General features: G+C 39.3%; 10 protein-coding genes. 9 read left to right on the top strand and 1 reads right to left on the bottom strand.

All coding sequences use genetic code 11. The features are described from left to right. Positions 1 to 33: 33 nt before the first annotated feature. Positions 34 to 1,137 (top strand): glycosyltransferase, encoded by a 1,104-nt coding sequence (locus C8P70_RS05970; RefSeq protein ID WP_133712427.1) that lies wholly within the window; start codon positions 34 to 36, stop codon positions 1,135 to 1,137. Next, on the top strand, positions 1,134 to 1,712 hold the full coding sequence (locus C8P70_RS05965; protein ID WP_243832674.1) for an RNA polymerase sigma factor: 579 nt from the start codon (positions 1,134 to 1,136) through the stop codon (positions 1,710 to 1,712). Before C8P70_RS05970 ends, C8P70_RS05965 begins: the two co-directional genes overlap by 4 nt. Before the next feature lie 56 nt (positions 1,713 to 1,768). Here C8P70_RS05965 and C8P70_RS05960 read toward each other — a convergent pair whose 3' ends face one another. After that, on the bottom strand, positions 1,769 to 2,497 hold the full coding sequence (locus tag C8P70_RS05960; RefSeq protein WP_243832673.1) for a hypothetical protein: 729 nt from the start codon (positions 2,495 to 2,497) through the stop codon (positions 1,769 to 1,771). A 430-nt stretch (positions 2,498 to 2,927) separates the two neighbouring features. Between C8P70_RS05960 and nirK the strand changes: the two genes are divergently transcribed. The 7 genes from nirK to C8P70_RS05925 form a co-directional block, all read left to right on the top strand. Further along, on the top strand, positions 2,928 to 4,397 hold the full coding sequence (gene nirK, locus C8P70_RS05955; protein WP_133712425.1) for a copper-containing nitrite reductase: 1,470 nt from the start codon (positions 2,928 to 2,930) through the stop codon (positions 4,395 to 4,397). 85 nt (positions 4,398 to 4,482) lie between these two features. Continuing rightward, positions 4,483 to 5,181, top strand: coding sequence for a formylglycine-generating enzyme family protein (locus C8P70_RS05950; protein ID WP_243832676.1), 699 nt, complete (start codon positions 4,483 to 4,485; stop codon positions 5,179 to 5,181). A gap of 5 nt (positions 5,182 to 5,186) precedes the next feature. Then, entirely contained in the window at positions 5,187 to 5,816 is a 630-nt protein-coding gene (locus C8P70_RS05945) for an SCO family protein (protein WP_133712423.1), read from the top strand. Between the two features lie 348 nt (positions 5,817 to 6,164). Continuing rightward, positions 6,165 to 7,943 carry a tetratricopeptide repeat protein gene (locus tag C8P70_RS05940; RefSeq protein ID WP_133712422.1) on the top strand — a complete coding sequence of 593 codons (1,779 nt, stop codon included), beginning with the start codon at positions 6,165 to 6,167 and terminating at the stop codon, positions 7,941 to 7,943. A 444-nt stretch (positions 7,944 to 8,387) separates the two neighbouring features. After that, the gene (locus C8P70_RS05935) at positions 8,388 to 18,533 is read left to right on the top strand and encodes an MBG domain-containing protein (protein ID WP_133712421.1); all 10,146 of its coding nucleotides are present in this window, start codon (positions 8,388 to 8,390) and stop codon (positions 18,531 to 18,533) included. 50 nt (positions 18,534 to 18,583) lie between these two features. Then, complete coding sequence (locus tag C8P70_RS05930; protein WP_166666176.1) at positions 18,584 to 19,393, top strand: outer membrane beta-barrel protein; 810 nt, start codon at positions 18,584 to 18,586, stop codon at positions 19,391 to 19,393. 1,785 nt (positions 19,394 to 21,178) lie between these two features. Continuing rightward, on the top strand, positions 21,179 to 24,162 hold a 2,984-nt coding region (locus tag C8P70_RS05925), incomplete at its 3' end, for an MBG domain-containing protein (RefSeq protein WP_133712419.1).

Here is a 24,162-nt window from a genome sequence, read left to right as displayed (position 1 = left end):
TGCCTTTTCAAAAAACAAGGCTAACTTACTACTATGCTAACGATACTTTTTTATATTTTTATTGCTGTAATTTTTATTCAGATTTTGCATTACACTATTTTGTACGGCAATATAGCTTTTGGAAGCAGCAATTCGCAAAAAAGTTCAGAAATCATCCCGGTTTCTATTCTGGTCTATATCAAAGATCAGGAAAACAATCTGCCTGCTTTCCTTCCGGCACTCTTAAATCAGGAACATCCGAAGTTTGAAATTATATTAATCAATAATGCTTCTGAAGATAACAGTCTGGAAATTATAGAGTCTTTTGCTACCGGCAATCCAAAAATAAAAATAGTTAATGTAATCAACAATGAAGCGTTTTGGGGCAACAAAAAATATGCTTTAACCCTGGGCATTAAAGTAGCTTCTTTTAATCAGCTTCTTTTTATCGAGCCTGATGCTTTACCAAGCTCTCCTTTTTGGGCACTGGAAATGAGTCAGAAATTCTCCTCGTCCAAAGGGGTTATTTTAGGACATACTCAAATCAGAAAAACACCAAAATCTTTTATCAGCCAACTCCTGCGCTACCAAAATACTTTTAAAAGCACCGACCTGTTTGCATGGAGCCATTTTGGAAAACCCATCCACGGAAATGCCAGAAATCAAGGATACAAAAAGGACTTATTCTACAAAGTAAACGGTTTTATCCGTGAAATGAAGATACCCTATGGCGATGAATATGCTTTTATTGAAGAAATCGGAACAAAAAAAAATACCGCTGAAGCTATTTCGGCAAACAGTTTTACGGTCATGGATATTCCCAATACATTTTCAACGTGGAAAGAGATACTTAAAACTAACAACCTGCTTCTAAAAAGCTCTAAAATCGGACATCGGATCAAAATTCGGTTTTTTAATTTTATACAACTGTCATTCTTTATCCTCTCTGCCGTATTATTAAGTCTTATATATCAATGGAAAGTTGTTTTAGCATTGTTTTTATTCCGATATTTAATCGTATATTTTTACAACAATAAGCTATTCAAGATTTTTAATAATAAAGATTTAATATGGACACTTCCTTTCTTAGAAATAATCCATATTTTTACGGTTAGCTATTATAGTTTGATACATTTTATCTCACGCAAAAAAATTTGAAAGAAAACATTTTTTTATCCCATATAAAAGCTGCCCAAGAGGGAGATCAGGCTGCCTTTACTTTTTTGCTAAACCATTACTGGAGCGAAGTTTTCAACTTTATTCTTAAGAGGAGTAACAATGAAACTGACGCTGAAGATATCACGATCGAAACTTTTTCAAAAGCTTTTAGCAGCATTCATAAGTACAATCCCGATTTTGCTTTTAATACATGGCTGATTTCCATTGCCAAAAACGTTCATATTGATATGACGAGAAAGAGAAAGAATTTTTCCTTTCTTGAATTCAACAATGAAGACAGCGAATCCTACCAAAATATTGCAGACGAATCGCCCAACGTAGAGGATGAGCTTATAAAAGAACAAAATCTGCTCATTTTTAAAAACTATATTAAACTTTTAAAACCGCATTATCAAGAAGTTATTGAATTAAGGTTTTTTCAGGAAATGTCATACAATGAAATTTCGGAAGCACTTAATGAACCTTTAAACAATGTAAAAGTAAAGATTATGCGAGCCCGAAAACTTTTGGCAGAAGTCATTCTTAAACAAATTGACAGAAATTTCACTCTATAAATATTCTCAAGAAAATTGATTCCCTTTGCAGTTCATTCTTAAGCAATCCTATAAATTCAACTATTGCGGTAATTATGCATTATCTTTTTAAACAAATCCCCGTTAGAAGGAGGCGTCAAAACCACCCCGCTGACTTCTTTAGCTATTACTTCTTTTAAATCGGACATTAATTTTCCTCCCGTACAAATAAATGGTATATCTGGGAAATTTTCTTTGATATGCTCAATTATCCGCGTTGTATTTTGTCCTCCTGTAATGTGGAAAAAAGAAACGCCTGATTCAATTCTTTCCTTAAAATTAAAATTAAGAGCAGAAACGCTCGATAGAATAGGAATACTGATTTTTTTCCTTATTTTTAATATATCGGAGTTTCTAAAAGGCTGATTTACAATAACGGCAGAAGCACCCAATTGTTCGGCTTCAACAGCCATATTTAAGGCAATACTGCCTTGGGTTATCCCTCCTCCTATCCCGCATATCACCGGTTTATTGCTAAACTCTATCAGCGATTTCATAATTTTTTTAGAAGGCGGAAAAGGATACACAGCCAAAATAGCATCGCAATCATTATTTTCTATCAATGCTAAATCTGTGGAAAACAAAATAGATTTTACCAATTGATTGTCAAGTAAAATACCTTTGCATTTTTCACCTATAATCAAAGGAGTATAAAGGTGTTTTTTAACTTTATTTCTTTGATTCCAAAACAGTAAATACCTCAATATACGCTTCTTTTCATTAGGCGTACTCCAAATAGAAAAATTATCCTTCATTTCTACAACCATCTTTTTTAGATTTTACAATCTAAATTTACTGCATATAACGCACTTACTTACATAAATAAAAATAGTCAAATTAAAAAATGAAACCAAACAGTGAAAAATTGTAATAAAGTAAAGAATATGCTTACTCTCTTTCTATATTAAAGCAATAAAGCTAAGCTATTTTAGCACTTTTTTATTTTTAAATTGTTTCAAAACATCTTCCTCATTTAATTAAACCAAATCAATATTACAACATAAAAGATCACATTAATATTAAAATATTCAAAAAATTAATACTTTATACTTATTTTTATTACAAAAAACAGTTCATGATTAATTTAAAAAATACCCACACAACCTATCGCTTTTTTGAGAAAACTGATAATTATCATAATAAAAGACATTTTAGTCTTTTATATTTGTATATATAAATTATGAAATATCACTGACTATGAAGACAAGAAAAAAACTTTCGACTACAGCAGCCTATTTTTTACTTTCTGCTTTACTCATTACCGGACTCAGCAGCTGCAAAAAAAAGGAAACAGCAGCAGATCAAAAAATGACTACTGACCTCGCTGAAAAAATTGTTGCTCAAGGAACGATTGAGGCGGAACTCACCTCTCCTCCTAACGTTCCTAAACCAATAGGCAAGCGAAAAGCCTCTAAAATCAACGTCAGCCTTGAAATTTTGGAACAGGAAGGCGAAATGGTAGGCGGCGTAAAATATATGTATTGGACTTTTGGAGGATCGGTTCCGGGAAGTTTCATTAGAACCCGTGTGGGAGATGAAGTGGACTTTACCCTGAAAAACCATCCGGACAATAAGCTCCCCCACAACATTGACCTACACGCAGTAACCGGACCGGGAGGAGGTGCGGAATCATCCTTGGTAGCACCCGGACAAGAAGTTTCATTTTCTTTTAAAACGCTTAACCCCGGACTGTATGTTTATCACTGTGCAACAGCTCCTGTTGGAATGCACATTGCCAACGGAATGTATGGTCTTATTTTGGTTGAACCGGAAGGAGGTTTAGCTCCTGTAGACAGAGAATACTACATCATGCAGGGAGATTTTTATACCAAAGGAGATTATGGCGAAAAAGGATTACAGCCATTTGACATGCACAAAGCTTTAAAAGAACAGCCCGACTATGTTGTTTTTAACGGAAACGTAAATGCTTTGGTAAACGACAATGCTATTACAGCAAAAGTAGGAGAAACGATTCGTTTATTTGTAGGAAACGGAGGTCCTAATCTGGTGAGCTCTTTCCACGTTATCGGAGAAATTTTTGACCGTGTACACGTAGAAGGAGGCGATTTAATAAACGAAAACGTTCAAACCACCTTAATCCCTGCCGGTGGTGCTGCAATTGTTGAGTTTAAAGTTAATACTCCGGGAACTTTTGTTTTAGTTGACCATTCTATTTTCAGAGCATTTAACAAAGGAGCTTTGGGAATGTTGAAAGTAGAAGGAGACAAAAATGAAAAGGTATTTGCCGGAAAAACCAGAGAGGGGATTTACCTGCCTGAAGGAGGAACCATTCAAAAAATGCCGAACGGCACAGCTAAAAAAGAAATCATTGAAAATAAAACACTCGCCCAGCAAATGGCAGACGGTAAAAATATATTTTCACGAACTTGTTTTGCGTGTCACCAATCGGAAGGACAGGGAATTGAAGGAATTTTCCCACCGCTGGCAAAATCAGACTACCTCAATGCAGATGTTAAAAGAGCTATCACTACTGTAATACACGGTTTACAAGGCGAAATTACAGTAAACAACGTTAAATACAACTCTATCATGACAAGTCAAAACCTGTCCGATCAAGAGGTTGCCGACGTACTTACTTATATATATAACAGTTGGGGAAATAACAAAACAGTGGTTACTCGTGAAATGGTTAAACAAAACAGATAGAATGTCGTTAATCAAAAAATTATACCTTGCCATTTGGCTGTTTTTAACTGGACTGATACCTGTCGTATCACAAAATCAAACAGCAATGCGTACTATCCAAAGCGGAACTTTCGTTCCGCTTTACGGAAGTACAGAAGAAGGATACGTAAAAGTAGAAGCTTTTGAAATAGATCAATACCCCGTCACTAATCAGCAATTTGTAGCATTTTTAAAAGAAAATCCGGATTATCAACGCTCAAAAATAAAACCGCTTTTTGCCAATAAAAGCTATTTGTCTCACTGGAAAAGCGAATTGGATTTTGGCGATCTCCCGATCAATGCTCCTGTCACCAACATTTCCTGGTTTGCTGCTAAAAAATACTGTGAGTGCCAAGGCAAACGCCTCCCGACCATGGACGAATGGGAATATGTAGCAATGGCAGATGCCAAAGATATGGACGCGCGCACTAAGGAAGAATACAACAAGTATATTCTGGCTTGGTACGAAACACCAAAAACTTTTAATAATCCTGTGGGCAGTACATTCAAAAATTATTGGGGCGTTTACGATATGCATGGTTTAGTTTGGGAATGGGTATATGATTTTAACTCCGTTTTTTTGTCCGGAGAAAGCAGAAAAGACAAAGGAAATGACACCGATTTATTTTGTGGAAGCGCTTCTGTTAATGCTTCCGATTTAATGGATTATGCTGCTTTTATGCGATACGGTTTCCGCGGAAGTCTAAAAGCTTCTCTTACAACCAAAAACTTAGGTTTTAGATGTGCTAAAAATTTAAAAAATTAATTCCTATGAAAAAGTTTATTTTAATGATACCTATATTTTCTGCCATATTTTTTATCGGCTGCAAAAACAAAGAAAACAACAATCAACCCCTTACAGTTGAAACAAAGACAGAAACAACAGAGACTAAAGCAATCAGCGATTTGTCCATCTACAACTTGCCGTCGGTGTGGACCAATCAAGAGGGGCAAGATATTGAATTAAAAGAGTTAAACGGAAATGTACTGGTCATGGTTATGATTTATACGTCGTGTAAAGCTGCCTGTCCACGCTTAGTTGCCGATATGCGGAACATAGAAAAACAAGTAGCCGCGTCTGGCAAAGCACCAATCAAATATATTTTAGTAAGCATTGACCCTGAAACCGATACTCCCGAACGTTTAAAAGCCTTTGCCCAAGAAAATCAAATGAATGGAAATCAGTGGATTTTTCTGAGATCTACCAATGAAAACACCAGAGAATTCGCAGCTATACTGGCAGTAAATTACAAGCGGATATCTCCTTTAGATTTTTCTCACTCAAATATTATAAGCGTATTTAATACTCAGGGTGAGCTTACCTATCAACAGGAGGGTTTAGGTATTGACTACGCTCCTACTGTAGCCAAAATCAAAGAAGAATTAGCTAAAGCTCATTAATTTATAAAAAGGGTTTAACACATATTCCTTATCATTTCAGCTTTTGTCCATTCATCTCTTTTTACTGAAGAATTTAAAACAGAAATTCGGCTGCGAAAAGATAATAAATTATCCGGAAGCTATGCTCGTTTATTTTATTACAAAAGTTTAGAACATTTAAAAAATGCCGACAACAGCAACAAGCAACTTATGATCTTGGATAATGGCAAGCAGACAGCAGACGCTATTTACAACTAACCAGTTACCTTAATCTGTCAAGCATTCTTTTTGGTTAGTTAAAAATTGAAATCTAAAAAAACTGCTAAAAAAATGTATGTTTGCAGAGAATAGAGAATAAATGGATTGATTTTGAAATATTTTAAACTATTAAGCATCTTTTTGTTTTTTGTTTATACAATAACAGGAGTTTCGCAGCAGAATCTTCATATACAATTCCTTGAAGGTATAAAAGAGTTAAACTCTGATGAACGAATACGTGCTTTTGCCACTTATTTGGATACACTCCCTGTTTTTCAAAACAATCTCGGAGCAGTGGAGCTGTTTTTAGCAGAGTCAAATCGCCGTGCAAGCACGTATCAGGATCAGGTTTGGAAAGCATATATCAAATATGCTGAGTTAGTCAAAGAAACTTACACCACAAATGATTCATACGGAAAAACACAGCTTTTTAAACAAGTTATAAATGCGTTAGAAAACGACAAAAGATATTGGGCTGTAGCCAAGCACTTTTTGGGTCAGGAATATTTTAAACAAAAAGAATATGCAAAAGCCTTTTTGCATTTAGAAGAAGCCAACCGGGCTTTTAAGGAAATCGGTTATGAAAAAATACCCGAAATAGAGCGCTACTTACACGGCATAGCACTGGATTACTATTTGTTTCACGATTACGTAAAAGCCAAAGACTTTACTTTAGAAGCACTGCAATACCCTGCTTTTAATAAAAACTATGATATGCAGCGCTACAACACGTTGGCTTTGTGTTACGAAAAATTAGAGCAAAGAGACAGTGCAAGATATTATTTCCACAAGGCTTTGGATTTAGCAAAAAGCTACGCGGACCATACCTGGATAGGGTTATTGAATGGAAATATAGGGGATTTGTATTTCGAACAACAAAAATATCAATCGGCGCTAGACCATTACCTTATCAATATTCAGTATAATAATCAGCATCCGGATTATCCGGAGATTGCTCAGGGAGCCGCCATTAAGTTGGCTAAAGCTTACGTGGCATTAGGAGAATTAGAAAAAGCCAGGCAATATATTTTGCAAAGTGAAGAAATTGAACGGCATATGGAATTCCCCAGTTTGGGACAACAGCAAAGACAGGAATCTTACCTAAAGAATTATTACTGGGCATGGAAAGAATACTATATAAAAACAGGACAGCTGACAAAGGTGATAGCCTATCAGGATAGTTTATATCAACTAGATAAATATATCCTTACACAATACAATAGACTGATTACAGAGGTGGCTCATAATCAATTGCAATTACAATATAAGACCTCAGAATTGCGTATCGGCAAAACTAAAGAAAGAGCTTTGCAGGCAAAGTTGGCTTTAACGGTTACCATCATAATTTTGATTCTTGTTTTGGTTGGAGTTTCGTCTTACTACTGGGTGCACAGACAAAAGCGGTTAAGAGAACTACATCGCACTAAAGAAAGTCTATGGCTCTCCAAACAGGAAAATTTGGAAATCGCCTTATCCCATGCAAAAAAAGAAATGGAAGAGCAGTTAAAGCACATACAGCAAAAAAATAAAATGATTCATTCCATCTCTGAACAGTTAGAACAGGTACAAGTTCAAAACGCAAACAATTCACTCGAGAATGATGGACGCATACAAAACATCTTGGCTGAACTACACCAAAGCAAATTGCTTACCAATGAAGAATGGGCTACGTTTTTAAAACTTTTTGACACTGTATATCCCGGAAAAATTCTGCATTTACGACAAAACTGCGCTGAAATTACCCCTTCAGACGAGCGAATTTTCGCTTTACTGCAGCTGCAAAAGACAACAAAGGAAATGGCAGACACTTTGGGAATTTCTCCCGAATCAGTTCGAAAAGCAAAATACAGACTCCGCAAAAAATTGGGACCCCATTTCGCAATACAGTAATGCTTTATTTGTAAGTCTTGTCCTTTATTATACCAAAATCTTCTCTTTCTGACGTGTCCCCACAGGAAAAACCATAGTTAAACAAGTGGTGTACGCACAAACCATTAGTTATCAGTAATCTAATTTTGTTTCTTTACACATTTGTCCACGTTTTTGTCCACGTTACATATTGGATAAATCAGTTGGAATTCACAATTTTTGTATTGTGTATTCTAACGGTTAAGTTATGAGAAATGTACTAAACATTATATCTTATATAAAAATTAGAATCCGTCGAATCCTAGTCTGCACCTTGTCAATCTGTTTTAGTAAAAAATCTGATTGCTTCAAACTGGGTATATCCTACGGTCTAGAAAGAACTGTTCTTCAATTAATTTTGGTACATAAATACACTTTGTGTGTAAAACTTGGTAAAAAATAATATCTACATATTTATATATAATTATGAAATACAACTATCTACTATACTTTATCCTTTATTCTTTTTTTTGGGTTGCTGGTTATTCACAAAATCCGATTTCTCCCAATTCTGACAACATCCTCTACGTCAATCAAAGCGTAAATGGAGGTAATGGCTCTGGGGATAGCTGGGACAATGCCATACCCGAATTGGCGGATGCGCTAAAATGGGCGAATGATAATAAAGCAGCCAACTTATGGGATGCCAACAATCCATTAAAAATTTACGTAGCTAAAGGTACTTACAAGCCGAAGTACACACCAGAAGATGGGAAGGGATTTAGCGCAGATGCACAGTATGCTCGCGACCGAACCTTCTTGATGGTCAAGGATGTGGAGTTGTATGGTGGTTTTGATCCTGCCAACGGGGTTACCGAACTTACGCATGCGCGGATCTTACCGGATAAGGATGGGGCTAACCTTAATGGTACTATCTTAAGCGGTGATCTGGATGGTGATGATGTTGTTGGTACCATGCCTGGTCGAGGGGCTGCGTCGATATCCGGTAATGAAGAGAATGTGTACCATGTTGTTATGGCAGCTAGTGCTACCGAGGATGTAGAAGTAAAGTTGCATGGTTTTAATATCTCAGGAGGAAATGCAAACGGTTTTTCCGGTTTTCAAGTAAACGGAGCTAATGTTTCTAGAAGATCTGGCGGTGGCATTTATTCTTATTCTTCTTCTTCTTCTTCTTCTTCTTCTGTTGTGTTAACGAATTCTTCGGTATATAATAATAGTAGTAGTGAATCTGGCGGCGGTGGCATTTATTCTTTTTCTTTTTCTAATTCTTCTTATTCTTCTTCTTCAGTTGTGTTAACGAATTCTTCGGTATATAATAATAGTAGTAGTTATGGTGGAGGGATTTATTCTTCTTCTTCTTCTAATTCTTATTCTTCTTCTTATTTTAATTCTTCTGTTGTGTTAACGAATTCTTCGGTTTATAATAATAGTAGTAGTGATGGTGGAGGGATTTTATCTTTTTCTAATTCTTCTTCTTCTCCTGGTTCTTCTTCAGTTGTGTTAACGAATTCTTCGGTTTATAATAATAGAAGTAATAATGGCGGTGGGATTTATTCTTATTCTTCTTATTCTTCTAATTCTTCTGTTGTGTTAACGAATTCTTCGGTTTATAATAATAGTAGTAGTAATGGCGGTGGGATTTATTCTTATTCTTATTCTAATTTTTCAAATGAAATAACATTAATCAATAGTACGCTTGCAGGCAATATAGGAGGCTCTTGTATTTATTTTGATGGTAGCGGAGTTAAGAAGTTTACAGCACACAACAGCATGGTGTATGGCAACGTGAAAAGTGAGATAGATGATAGTAACAGTGTATTAGATTCAGAGACAGGTACCATCTTGAAAGATATCCAATTCAGTCTGGTGCAGGGTGAAAACAGTACAGCTGACGGTAACCTGGACGGTACTTTAGCTTTTACCGACTTATTTGCCGATGGGTCAAATGGTGATTATAGTTTGCAAAGCGGTAGCCCTGCCATTGATGCGGGAAAAAATGCTTTATACTCAGGCGATATAGACAATGACACTGACTTAGCGGGCAATCCCCGATTGTTTGGTACTGCTATCGACATGGGAGCCTATGAGAGTCAGACCGTGCAATATAGCCCCAATTCTGAAAATATCCTATACGTCAATCAAAGCGTAGACCAGAATGCTACGGGCTATACGGGCGTGGGCGATAGCTGGGCTAATGCCATACCCGAACTGGCGGATGCGTTGAAATGGGCGAATGATAATAAAGCAGCTGACTTATGGGATGCCAACAATCCTTTAAAGATATATGTAGCTAAAGGTATCTACAAACCTAAGTACACGCCGGAAGACGGGAAGGGATTTAGTGCAGATGTACAGTATGCCCGCGACCGAACCTTTCTGATGGTCAAGGATGTAAAGTTGTATGGTGGTTTTGATCCTGCCAACGGGGTTACCAAACTGACGCATGCGCGGATATTACCGGACAAGGATGGGGCTAACCCTATTGGTACTATCTTAAGCGGTGATCTGGATGGAAATGATGTAATTGGTAGCACCCCTGGTCAAGGAACAGCGCCGATATCCGGTAATGAAGAGAATGTGTACCACGTTGTTATCGCAGCAAGTGCCACGGAAGATGTAGTAGTAAAACTAGATGGTATTGCCGTCACAGGTGGTAATGCAGATGGTTCTTTTGGTCTTCAAGTAAACGGAGCTAATGTTTCTAGAAGATCTGGCGGTGGAATCTATTCTAATTTTTCTTCTTCTTCTTCGGTTCATTTAACGAATTCTTCGGTTTATAATAATAGTAGTAGTGAATCTGGCGGTGGCATTTATTCTTATTCTTATTCTTATTCTTCTTATTCTTCTTCTTCTGTTGTGTTAACGAATTCTTCGGTATATAATAATAGTAGTAGTTATGGTGGAGGGATTTATTCTTCTAATTCTTCTTCTTCTTCTTATTCTAATTCTTCTGTTGTGTTAACGAATTCTTCGGTCTATAATAATAGTAGTGGTGTTGGTGGTGGAGGGATTTATTCTTTTTCTAATTCTTCTTCTTCTCCTGGTTCTTCTTCAGTTGTGTTAACGAATTCTTCGGTTTATAATAATAGAAGTAATAATGGCGGTGGGATTTATTCTTATTCTTCTTCTTATTCTAATTCTTCTGTTGTATTAACGAATTCTTCGGTTTATAATAACAGTAGTAGTAATGGCGGTGGGATTCATTCTTTTTCTAATTCTTCAAATGAAATCAAATTAATCAATAGTACGCTTGCAGGCAATATAGGGGACTCTTATATTTATTTTGAAGGTTATGGAGCTAAAAAGTTTACAGCACATAACAGCATCGTGTATGGCAATGTGAAAAGTGAGACCGATGATAGTAACAGTACTTTGGATACAAATACGGGTACCATCTCGAAAGATATCCAATTCAGTCTGGTACAAGGTGAAAATAGTACAGCAAATGGTAACCTGGACGGTACTTTAGCTTATGCCAACTTATTTGCCGATGCGTTAAATGGCGATTATAGTTTGGGAGACAGTAGCCCGGCAGTAGATGCTGGGAATAATGCTTTATACCCGGACGAAATAGACAATGACACCGACTTAGCGGGCAATCCGAGGTTGTCAGGTTGTAATGTGGATATAGGAGCCTACGAGAACCAGAGCAATCAGGGAACGTTTTGCTTCACGCCCGACATGGACAACATCCTCTACATCAACCAAAGCGTAGACCAGAATGCTACGGGCTATACGGGCGTGGGCGATAGCTGGGCTAATGCTATACCTGAACTTGCGGATGCTTTGAAATGGGCGAATGATAATAAAGCAGCTAACTTATGGGATGCCAACAATCCATTAAAAATTTACGTCGCTAAGGGTACCTACAAACCAAAGTACACACCGGAAGACGGGAAGGGATTTAGTGCAGATGCACAGTATGCTCGCGACCGAACCTTCTTGATGGTCAAGGATGTGGAGTTGTATGGTGGTTTTGATCCTGCCAATGGGGTTACTGAACTGACGCATGCGCGGATAATACCGGACAAGGATGAGGCTAACCTTAATGGTACTATCTTAAGCGGTGATCTGGATGGTGATGATGTTGTTGGTACCATGCCCGGTAGAGGGGCTGCGTTGATATCCGGTAATGAAGAGAATGTGTACCATGTTGTTATGGCAGCTAGTGCTACCGAGGATGTAGAAGTAAAGTTGGATGGTTTTAATATCTCAGGAGGAAATGCAAACGGTTCTTCTTATTTTCAAGTAAACGGAGGCGCTGTTTATAATGACTTTGGTGGGGGGATTTCTTCTTCTTCTTTTTCTTCTTCTTCTTCTGTTCGTTTAACGAATTCTTCGGTCTATAATAATAGTAGTGGTGCTGGTGGTGGAGGGATTTATTCTTTTTCTAATTCTTCTTCTTCTTCTTCGGTTCATTTAACGAATTCTTCGGTTTATAATAGTAGCAGTGCTTATGATGGTGGTGGAATTCTCTCCTCCTCATCATCATCTTCTTCGGTTCATTTAACGAATTCTTCGGTTTATAATAATAGAAGTAATAATGGCGGTGGGATTTATTCTTCTTCTTATTCTTCTTATTCTTCTGTTGTGTTAAGGAATTCTTCGGTTTATAATAATAGTAGTAGTGACTTTGGCGGTGGGATTTATTCTTCTTCTAATTCTTCTTCTTCTGTTGTGTTAACGAATTCTTCGGTTTATAATAATAGAAGTAATAATGGCGGTGGGATTTATTCTTCTTCTAATTCTTCTTCTTCTGTTCTTTTAACAAATTCTTCGGTTTATAATAATAGAAGTAATAATGGCGGTGGGATTTATTCTTATTCTTCTTCTTCTTTTTCAGTTGTGTTAACGAATTCTTCGGTTTATAATAATAGAAGTAGTTATGGCGGTGGGATTTTTTCTTCTTCTTCTTCTTCAAATGAAATAACATTAACCAATAGTACGCTTGCAGGCAATATAGGAGGCGCTTATATTTATTTTGATGGTAGCGGAGCTAAGAAGTTTACAGCACACAACAGCATTGTGTATGGCAACGTGAAAAGTGAAACAGATAATAGTAACAGTGTATTAGATTCAGAGACAGGTACCATCTCGAAAGATATCCAATTCAGTCTGGTGCAGGGTGAAAACAGTACAGCTGACGGTAACCTGGACGGTACTTTAGCTTTTACCGACTTATTTGCCGATGGGTCAAATGGTGATTATAGTTTGACAGCTTGTTCTCCAGCGGTCAATGCCGGAAGTAACAGTCTTCTTACAGGATTGGATGCGAATAGCAAAGATTTAGCTGGTAATCCAAGGGTTTATGACTTTGCTGGCGGAGGTATCATTGATATGGGAGCATATGAATTCCAAGGTGAGCATGTTAATTACGATAATGTGCTGTTTGAAGATACAGATGTTACATATAATGGTATCGCACATACCATCACAGCTACAAATTTGCCTACGGGCGTGACGGATTCTTATGTAATTACGGATGTGGAGGGTACGGTAGTGACCGAAGCAATGGATGCAGGGGTTTACACTGTTACTGTTACACTCTCTGGTTGCGGTCTGGATAAGACATTGACCGCTACGCTGACGATTGAAAAAGCTACACTTACGGTAACGGCAGATGCTAATCAAAACAAGGTGTATGGAGATAGTGACCCTGAATTTACTTATACCGTTTCGGGTTATCAAGATGCGGATGACAACAGTATCCTAAGTGGTGCATTGAGCAGAATCCCTGGCGAAGACGTCGGCACCTACGCTATTGGGCAGGGCGATTTAAGCGCCGGAGCGAATTACGAGATTGACTTTACAAGTGCGGATTTTGAGATTACCAAAGCTACACTTACGGTAACGGCAGATGCTAACCAAAACAAAGTGTACGGAGATAGTGACCCTGAATTTACTTATACCGTTTCGGGCTATCAAGGTGCAGATGATCAAACCATCCTAACCGGAGCATTGAACAGAATCCCTGGTGAAGACGTCGGCACCTACGCTATTGGGCAAGGCGATTTAAGCGCCGGAGCGAATTATGAGATTGACTTTACAAGTGCGGATTTTGAGATTACAAAAGCTACGCTTACGGTAACGGCAGATGCTAACCAAAACAAGGTGTACGGAGATAGTGACCCTGAATTTACTTATACCGTTTCGGGCTATCAAGGTGCAGATGATCAAACCATCCTAACCGGAGCATTGAACAGAATCCCTGGTGAAGACGTCGGCACCTACGTAATTGGGCAGGGCGATTTAAGCGCCGGAGCGAATTACGAGATTGATTTTATAGGGGCTGATTTTGAAATTACCACAGCTACACTTACGGTAACGGCAGATGCTAACCAAAGTAAAGTATACGGCGAAGCTGATCCCGTGCTGACCTATACCGTTAGTGGTTTCCAAGGCTCAGATGACGAAACTGTCCTTACAGGTTCTCTAAGCAGAGCGGCAGGAGAGGGTGTGGGGAGCTATCCGATTGATCAAGGTGACTTAAGCGCAGGCGGGAATTACAACATTGATTTTGCAGGCGCAGATTTTGCGATTACCAAGGCTACCATTACAGGTATTACATTTGAGAATGCCAGCTTTACCTACGACGGGACAGCTAAGTCACTTGCGATCTCGGGTACATTGCCAACGGGTACTTCGGTGAATTATACAAATAACAACCAAACGGATGCTGGTAGCTTCACGGTAACGGCAGAGATCGACGGCGGTAACAACTACGAAAACCTGACGTTGACCGCTACGCTAACCATCAATAAAGCCGCAATCACAGGTATTACATTTGAGGGTGCCAGCTTTACCTACGATGGTACGGTCAAGTCGCTGGTTATCGCAGGTACATTGCCAACGGGTACTTCGGTGAGTTATACAGGTAACGACCAAACGGATGCAGGCAGCTACACGGTAACTGCTGAGATTGATGGTGGTACCAACTACGAAGACCTGACGTTGACCGCACAGCTAACTATTGAGAAAGCCCCTATCGCAGGTATTACCTTGAACGACGCCAGCTTTACCTACGACGGTACAGCCAAGTCGTTAATGATTGCAGGTACATTGCAAACGGGTACTTCGGTGACTTACACAAATAACGACCAAACAGAAGCTGGCAGCTACACGGTAACTGCTGAGATTGATGGAGGAAACAACTACGAAGATCTGACGCTGAACGCACAGCTAACTATTGAAAAAGCCCCTATCGCAGGTATTACTTTAGACGATGTGACTTTTATCTACGACGGCACCGCCAAGTCGTTGATGATTGCAGGTACATTGCCAACGGGTACTTCGGTGAGTTATACAAATAACAACCAAACGGATGCTGGTAGCTACACGGTAACGGCAGAGATCGACGGCGGTACCAACTACGAAGATCTGACGTTGACGGCGGAGCTGATCATTGAAAAAGCTACCATCACAGGTATTACCTTGGATGATGCGGCCTTTACCTACGATGGTACGAGCAGATCACTAGTGATTGCAGGTACATTGCCAACGGGTACTTCGGTGACTTACACAAATAACGACCAAACAGAAGCTGGCAGCTACACGGTAACTGCTGAGATCGATGGAGGAAACAACTACGAAGATCTGACGTTGACGGCGGAGCTGATCATTGAAAAAGCTACCATCACAGGTATTACTTTGGACGATGCCGGCTTTACCTACGACGGCACCGCCAAGTCACTGGCGATCGCAGGTACACTGCCAACGGGTACTTCGGTGACTTACACAAATAACGACCAAACAGAAGCTGGCAGCTACACGGTAACTGCTGAGATCGACGGTGGTACCAACTACGAAGATCTGACGCTTACTGCTGAGCTGATCATTGAAAAAGCTACCATCACAGGTATTACCTTGGATGATGCGACTTTTATCTACGACGGCACCGCCAAGTCACTGGCGATCGCAGGTACATTGCCAACGGGTACTTCGGTGAGTTATACAGGTAACGACCAAACGGATGCAGGCAGCTACACGGTAACTGCTGAGATTGATGGTGGTACCAACTACGAAGACCTGATCCTGACTGCTGAGCTAACTATTGAGAAAGCCAGTATCACAGGCATCTCGTTTACCGATGCCAGCTTTACTTACGACGGTACAGCCAAGTCGTTGATGATTGCAGGCACATTGCCAACGGGTACTTCGGTGAGTTATACAGGTAACGACCAAACGAATGCAGGCAGCTACACGGTAACTGCTGAGATTGATGGTGGTACCAACTACGAAGACCTGACGTTGACTGCTGAGCTAACTATTGAGAAAGCGCCTATCACAGGTATTACTTTGGACGATGCAACCTTTACTTACGATGGTACGGTCAAGTCGTTAATGATTGCAGGTACATTGCCAACGGGTACTTCGGTGAGTTATACAAATAACAACCAAACGGATGCTGGTAGCTACACGGTAACGGCAGAGATCGACGGCGGTAACAACTACGAAGATCTGACGTTGACGGCGGAGCTGATCATTGAAAAAGCTACCATCACAGGTATTACCTTGGATGATGCGGCCTTTACCTACGATGGTACTAGCAAATCACTAGTGATTGCAGGCACATTGCCAACGGGTACTTCGGTGAGTTATACAGGTAACGACCAAACGGATGCAGGCAGCTACACGGTAACTGCTGAGATTGATGGTGGTACCAACTACGAAGATCTGACGCTGACTGCTGAGCTAACTATTGAGAAAGCCCTTATCGCAGGTATTACCTTGAACGACGCCAGCTTTACCTACGACGGTACGGTCAAATCGCTGGCGATTGCAGGTACATTGCCAACGGGTACTTCGGTGAGTTATACAGGTAACGACCAAACGGATGCAGGCAGCTACACGGTAACTGCTGAGATTGATGGTGGTACCAACTACGAAGACCTGACGTTGACCGCACAGCTAACTATTGAGAAAGCCCCTATCGCAGGTATTACCTTGAACGACGCCAGCTTTACCTACGACGGTACAGCCAAGTCGTTAATGATTGCAGGTACGCTGCCAACGGGTACTTCGGTGAGTTATACAAATAACAACCAAACGGATGCTGGTAGCTACACGGTAACGGCAGAGATCAACGGCGGTACCAACTACGAAGATCTGACGCTGACTGCTGAGCTAACTATTGAGAAAGCCCCTATCGCAGGTGTTACCTTGAACGACGCGACTTTTATCTACGACGGCACCGCCAAGTCGTTGATGATTGCAGGCACATTGCCAACGGGTACTTCGGTGAATTATACAGGTAACGACCGAACGGATGCAGGCAGCTACACGGTAACTGCTGAGATCGATGGAGGAAACAACTACGAAGACTTGACGCTGACCGCACAGCTAACTATTGAAAAAGCTAGTATCGAAGGTATTACTTTGGACGATGCCAGCTTTACTTACGACGGAACAGCCAAGTCGTTAATGATTGCAGGCACACTGCCAACAGGCACATCGGTGAGTTATACAAATAACGACCAAACGGATGCAGGCAGCTACACGGTAACTGCTGAGATCGATGGTGGTACCAACTACGAAGATTTGACGTTGACCGCTACGTTGACCATTGAAAAAGCGACACAGAAACTTACGTTTGAAGCTTTAGCTGTTCTGTTGCTTGAAGAAGCTTCAGACTTTCAATTGGCAGCACATTCCGATTCCGGTTTAGCTGTTTCCTACAGTTATACTTACGAAAGCGAGAATCCTTCCGCTACGGTAACACCGGAAGGTTGGGTAAGTTTACAGCATGCAGGCGTCATTGTCATTACAGCTTTTCAAGAGGGAAATGAGAATTATTTGGCTGCAGAACCGGTAAATCGCAAATTGCGTATTGAAAGTCGCGATGCATCAATCCATCGTTTGATAATCGAAGGAGAAATCTTCGAAACACTTTCTTCAGTGATGTATTACACTCAGCAATGCGATGCCTTGTCGAATGAAGTACGCGTAGAGATTGACACCGAATACGGAGCGTGGGTATCGCCTTCACATAATTTTGTAATAGCAACGCCTCGAGCCGGGATATACCGTCAGTCTGTGGAGGTGATCTCTGAAAATGGAGAAGTGGTACGTCAATATGAAATAGTGGTAAACCGTCCGTTTGCTTTTGAAGATATCGTCGTTCAAAAGTTTGACAATACTTTGCTGGTCAACAACAATCCGGCAACTAACGGAGGATATCGCTTTATAGGCTATCAGTGGTATCGCAATGACAAACCCGTCGGAAATGAACAGATATATTCGGCAGGAAGTAGTTTAGAACATCTTCTGGAAGAAACCGCAACATATAGAGTGGTGTTGACTACAGACTCTGGTGAGGAGTTCCATGTATGTCCATCTTACATAAGTTATAAACATAATTTCGGATTGAAAGTTTACCCAAATCCGGTAGATTCCGGCGGAGAGTTGCATGTTGTATTCGACTATCCTTCGTCTTCTTTCAAAGGCGCCATAGCTCAGCTTTATGCAGTAAGCGGACAGCATTTGTTGACAATTCGCTTGGAGGATCGCTCTTCTGTATTGCGCCTTCCGGATATGTTGCAATCCGGAACTTATTTGCTTCTCTTGTATATAGAAGGGCAGCGTGAGACTGTGAAAATTGTAGTAAAACCATAAAAATAAAAAAATTGATTAGTTCATCTAGATTAAGAATAATATTGGGGTGTTTGGCTGCGTTCTCTCTGACAGGCGCAGCCCAAGCTCAAGAATGGTATTTGGAGGGGTCGGGATATTTTGTTCGAGAAGCAGGATCCGATAAAGTTTCGTTAAGTAATTCTTCTACGGGGTATTCCCTGGGTTTGGGATATCAGCACTATTTGAACCAGCACTGGAGTTTGGGCTTGGGGTTATCTTATACCAACGGAGAGTTTTCCTACCGAGAACGTTCAATACGCAGGCAGTATACCGAAGTGGACTTGGAAGGAGATCAGTTTGAGTTTCGGTATCAAGCAAGTTCTTTTTCGGAGCGGGTTCATTGGCGGACTTTGAATTTCCCTTTGACTATACAGTACCAGACCGGAGCCCAAGTGCAATGGTATATCCGTACCGGCGTATCCTATGGTTTGCAATTGGGAAATGCCACCTATCGCTTACAGTGGAGAGATCTTCGTACTTCGGGCTATTATCCGCAATGGGATGCAGAGCTTCGCGGACCTGAATTTGTCGGATTTGGAACATTTGGTCATCCGGTTAGAAAGGGAAATATGAGGTTAAAGAATCGTTTCTCATGGCTTTTAGAGACAGGAGTAAAACAGAATTACTCTACAGGGAATAGCCTGTATCTGGGGGTATTTTTAGAATTAGGACTGAATGACATACGACCTAAGAAAGAAGATTTGAGTCAAGAGATCAGCTACACCCACGATGTTGAAAATCCACTTTCATATCCCAGTGTGTGGAACCAATCTCGTTTTAAAGATGCTGTTTTAAATAGTTATACATTTGGATTTCGCATGCGTTACGCCTTTGGAAAATAAACCTATATGGTTTATTCAGGTTTTGTTTTGTATCATACATGGTAATTTGGTAATAAAAGTTCAGTATCGAGCTAATCGCCAATCATTAGCTGAAGGCGAAGGAATGAAAATTTAGAATCTGAAAGAAACCTAAAACAAAAATCGGTATTAACAAACAGAAACTTTGCATTAAAGTTCACTCCAAAGGAACATTGTAACCATAAGAAAACATTGAATAGTCAATTAAATTAAGAAGTAATAATTTTGTAAATTACAATAATTATTTTAAATCCAAAAAAATAAACAGATACTAAAAGATAGTAACGTATTCAATATTTGAATCAATTTTAGATAAAATAATTGGTTATCAGTCTATAAGGAAGGAATAACCTTAGCCCCATTGGGTTAAATATTGAGAAAACCTCTTGATAAGAAGTACAGACGTTGGGTTGTTGGAAAGAAAGTAAAATTAGATGATAATTACGTATCTTGGTTTCTTACCTGATTATGCCTTAAAATAAGCAGATTATCCTTTTTATTGTTTATATTCTAAATATTTGTTTATCTTTAAATTGTCTTAAGGGTTTAATTTTCAGACAGTAGAAACATAGCCTTTCTCTTTGCTAAAGAATATGAATTTGTCAGAAACCATGAAAAATAAAAGAATAAAACATCATCAGACTTTTCGTACAATCAGAGTGAATTCCGGGAGGTATTTTTTTTCAATGATGGAGAAGGTTGTACGGAATCTGGAGTATTTAATGTCAATGTTGAATGGGAAACAACGGATCTTTATGATCAGCTATGAGAGATGATTCGATAATATGGTATCAGAAGATTGAAACCCTGATCAATCAGGACATTTATGTATCCCCCCACCCCAAGCTCCGAACCGATCTACTTGTTTAAGTTTGTACTTGACCAAAATTGCGATATAGAGCTTCATAATTAAAGAAGGTTAGTTTCGGAAGAAAAACCTGATTCTCTACAATATCTGGAAGGTCATGGTCTGACGTTGCCTGCAGGATATTGGGGAAAGATATTACAGATAATAGCCCCCATCGTTTTCTTTCGGAGTACGTCCCGCAAGACTATTTACAGTACCCCGTTACACAGTCTATCGTTCAAAAAAGGGAAGCAGGTATCCTAATTATCGATCTACCCCTTTGTGTCTGTAATTCGAGTTGAATAAAATGATTGATCAGCTCAAAAGATCAACCCATCAGAAAACCAATAAACTGAAACTTTTCCAATTGACAGCTCGGTTCATAGACTCCTTTTTAGGTTGTACTTGGGAGAGATACCACACGGTAGCTATCTATCCGATTAGGATTGAAAGATTTTTAAAAACAGTCCCGAAAAACAAACCAGTATGCAGAAAGGTGTTCTGATAATATTATTTTTTGGCTAAGATAGCCAATTGCCGTTATTTTTTAAAACACCTATAAACATATAAAAATCAATAAATTACAAAAACACTATTCTTTTGTCCACCCCTTTGTCCACCCCCTAAATGCGCCATTTATTCATTTCTTCATTTATTTTTGATACTAAAATGAAAAGATAAAAACATGACACAAGCTTTTAAACGAGAAAAACAAATACAAGGTTGAAGTAGAGCTAAAAAAGAAGCATTAATTAATTAATTAATTGGAACTCCTAAATTATTACCAAGCCTTGCAATTGCATACCGTGATTTAAATAAAAATGAAGAATAAAAACTATGGTGACTTTGAGAAAGGAAATTGATGTTTTTGAAACCACCATCATTACACATAAAGCTGTTACAATTATTAAAACAAATAAATGAAAAAATTTTACTTATTACTTACATTTATATTTCTTGGAGTTCAAATGCTAGCTCAAGACTATACTCCTTTAACTATTACCTCCGGTTTCAATGAAGATGTTATTGCAGAGGATACACCCGCATCTACCCATACTACAGCAGCGGTCGATGCAACAAGCTCTGGTGCCAATAATGCTTTTATGAGTATTAATTATCCCAAAGCAAAAGTAGGTCTTCCTGCTAATGGATTAATTACTTCTATAGCAACAGCTACACCAGGATTGACTTTTCAATTAGCGCCTTATGATCAAAATAACAGCTTAAAGATCAATGCGAATAATGGAACAGGTACTTTAGCAGTTCAAACAACAAATAAGTTAATTAAACTATATTTATTAGCTACTTCCGGGAGTTCGCCGTCAACTTTTATGGGGATCATTACTTTTACAGATGGAACAACACAAACCTTTTCTTCTCAGTCTGTTCCGGATTGGTACGACCAAGGTACACCAGCAATTGCGATTCGAGGAATTGGAAGAGTACCTCGTACAGGAACTCAAAACCCAGATAACAATACGACTAATCCAAAACTATTTCAAGTAGCCATTGATATTAGTCCAGATAATCAAAATAAGATTATCCAACAAGTTGCGCTTACTAAAACCAGTTCAACCAGTGGGTTTTTGCATATTTTTGCTTTATCCGGTGAAATTACACCAACTTGCTTTAAACCAGAGAACTTAGGTATTCAAAATTTGACTGCAACAAGTGTAGATTTAACTTGGACAAGCGCAGGAAATACGTTTGATATTAAATGGGGGGAAAGAGGTTTTAATGTTGCTACAGCTGGAACATTAGTCACTGGTTTTGCCAATGGAGGAACACTTTCTGGTTTAACTGCAGATATGGATTACGACTATTATGTACGCCGTGATTGTGGTGCTGTAGATGGAGTAAGTGCCTGGGCAGGTCCTTTTCAATTTAGAACAGGATATTGTATACCTACCGGAGCTGGAAATAACGGAGATGAGATTAGAAACTTTAAATTATCAAATTTAAATAACAATTCAAACGCCTCTGAAGGAACAGCTGGATATAAAGATTATTCAGGAACAGTTGAACCAGCCATACTAGAAATAGGAGAGGCTTATATTGCTTCTTTGACCAGTGGAACTGGAACTGGAAATCATGGGGCTGCGATTTGGATTGACTATAATAATAATCTTGTTTTCGAATCAAATGAAAAAGTTAGTGTCATTGCCAGTACTATTGCCTCTAGTACTACTGCCAATTTTCCTAGTTTTACTGTTCCTGCAACTGTGGAACCAGGTATATACCGATTAAGAGTACAATATCACTACCTTAAAGGTGGTGCTGATTTAGATCCTTGTTCATTAACGTCTACGTATGGTGAAACTGAAGATTATGCGGTTCAAATTATACCAGCACCTACCTGTTTTCCGCCTTTGAATATAAAGGCAAAAAGGATTACTAAAAATTCAGTACAAGTCGTTTGGGATGCGCCTATACTGGGAACTCCTCCTGCTTTAGGTTACAAAATTGAAGTAAGAACCAGTGGACGTCCAGGTGACGCTACAGGGCTAGTTCGTACCTTAACTACTACTAATTTATCAGAAACCCTAACAGGTTTAAGTGCCGAAACAGAATATCTTATCTATGTCCAATCGCTTTGTGCTGCAACAGATGAAAGTACTTGGAGTCGAATATCTTTTACTACGTTATGTGAGCATCCTGATTATGAATTAACAACAAGTGCTACAGATTTAACTTTCTGTGGTTCTCGTGAGGTTACTTTAACTGTAGACACACAAGGAATCGTGAATTGGTATAATTCACAAACATCAACGACACCTATACATACAGGAAATACCTACACAGCTACGGTTTCAGCAACTTCTTCCTTTTGGTATGAAGTAACGACCCCTGAATCAGCAACAGGTCCATTAAATGCGGCAGCAGTAAGTACATCATCAGGCAATTGGGGGACAGAATGGGATGTGTATTTTACTATTTTAGAATCGACAAAATTAAAGAGTATTGATATCTATCCTTCTACTGCAGGACAAACTGGTAGAATGACATTTAAACAAAGAGGAGCGACAGGTTCCGCTACCGTTGGTACCATTAATTATACCACCGTTGGAGCAAACAGAACTGTAAAACAAGTAGTTCCTATAGATATTCAATTACTACCAGGAACCTATGTAATAGAAACTACTTTACCATCTAATGGAATGTTGAGAAATACGAGTGGTGCATCTTATCCTTATAGTTCAGCAGTAGCTTCTATTACAGGCAATGAATACCTGCCTTCTTATTATATGGGATACTACAACTGGATTTTTGAAACAGGATGTAAATCGCTACGAGAAGAAGTGGTTGTAATAGTCAATGACGTACCGGATATGCCTGTATCATCTGCAACACTAACGTATATCTATGGAGATATTGCTACAGCATTAACCGCTACAGCAGACACCAATAATAGTTTGTTGTGGTACACAACCGAAACCGCCGGAACCGGCACCAACACCGCACCAACACCAACAACGGATGCAGTGGGCACGCAAACGTATTGGGTAAGCCAAGTTACAGCCAACGGTTGCGAAAGCGAACGCACAAAAATAGAAGTAGTTATTAACCAAGCCACATTGACCATAACCGCCAACAGCGGACAAAGCAAAGTATACGGCGAAACCGATCCGGTACTAACTTATAGCGTTAGCGGATTCCAAGGCTCGGATGATGAGAGCATCTTAACCGGAGCTTTGGACAGAACAGCAGGCGAAGACGCGGGAACCTACCCAATCACTCAAGGTGATTTAAGCGCAGGAGCAAATTACGTGATTGACTTTACAAGTGCGGATTTTGAAATTACCAAAGCCACGCTGACTGTTATTGCCGATGACAACCAAGGTAAAATATATGGCGAAGATGATCCAACATTTACTTATACCGTTACCGGATTCCAAGGCTCGGA

Source organism: Myroides indicus (assembly GCF_004364575.1).
Lineage (GTDB): Bacteria > Bacteroidota > Bacteroidia > Flavobacteriales > Flavobacteriaceae > Flavobacterium > Flavobacterium indicum_A.
Note: the sequence above shows the minus strand (reverse complement) of the source record. Positions and strands in the feature narration are given on the sequence as shown.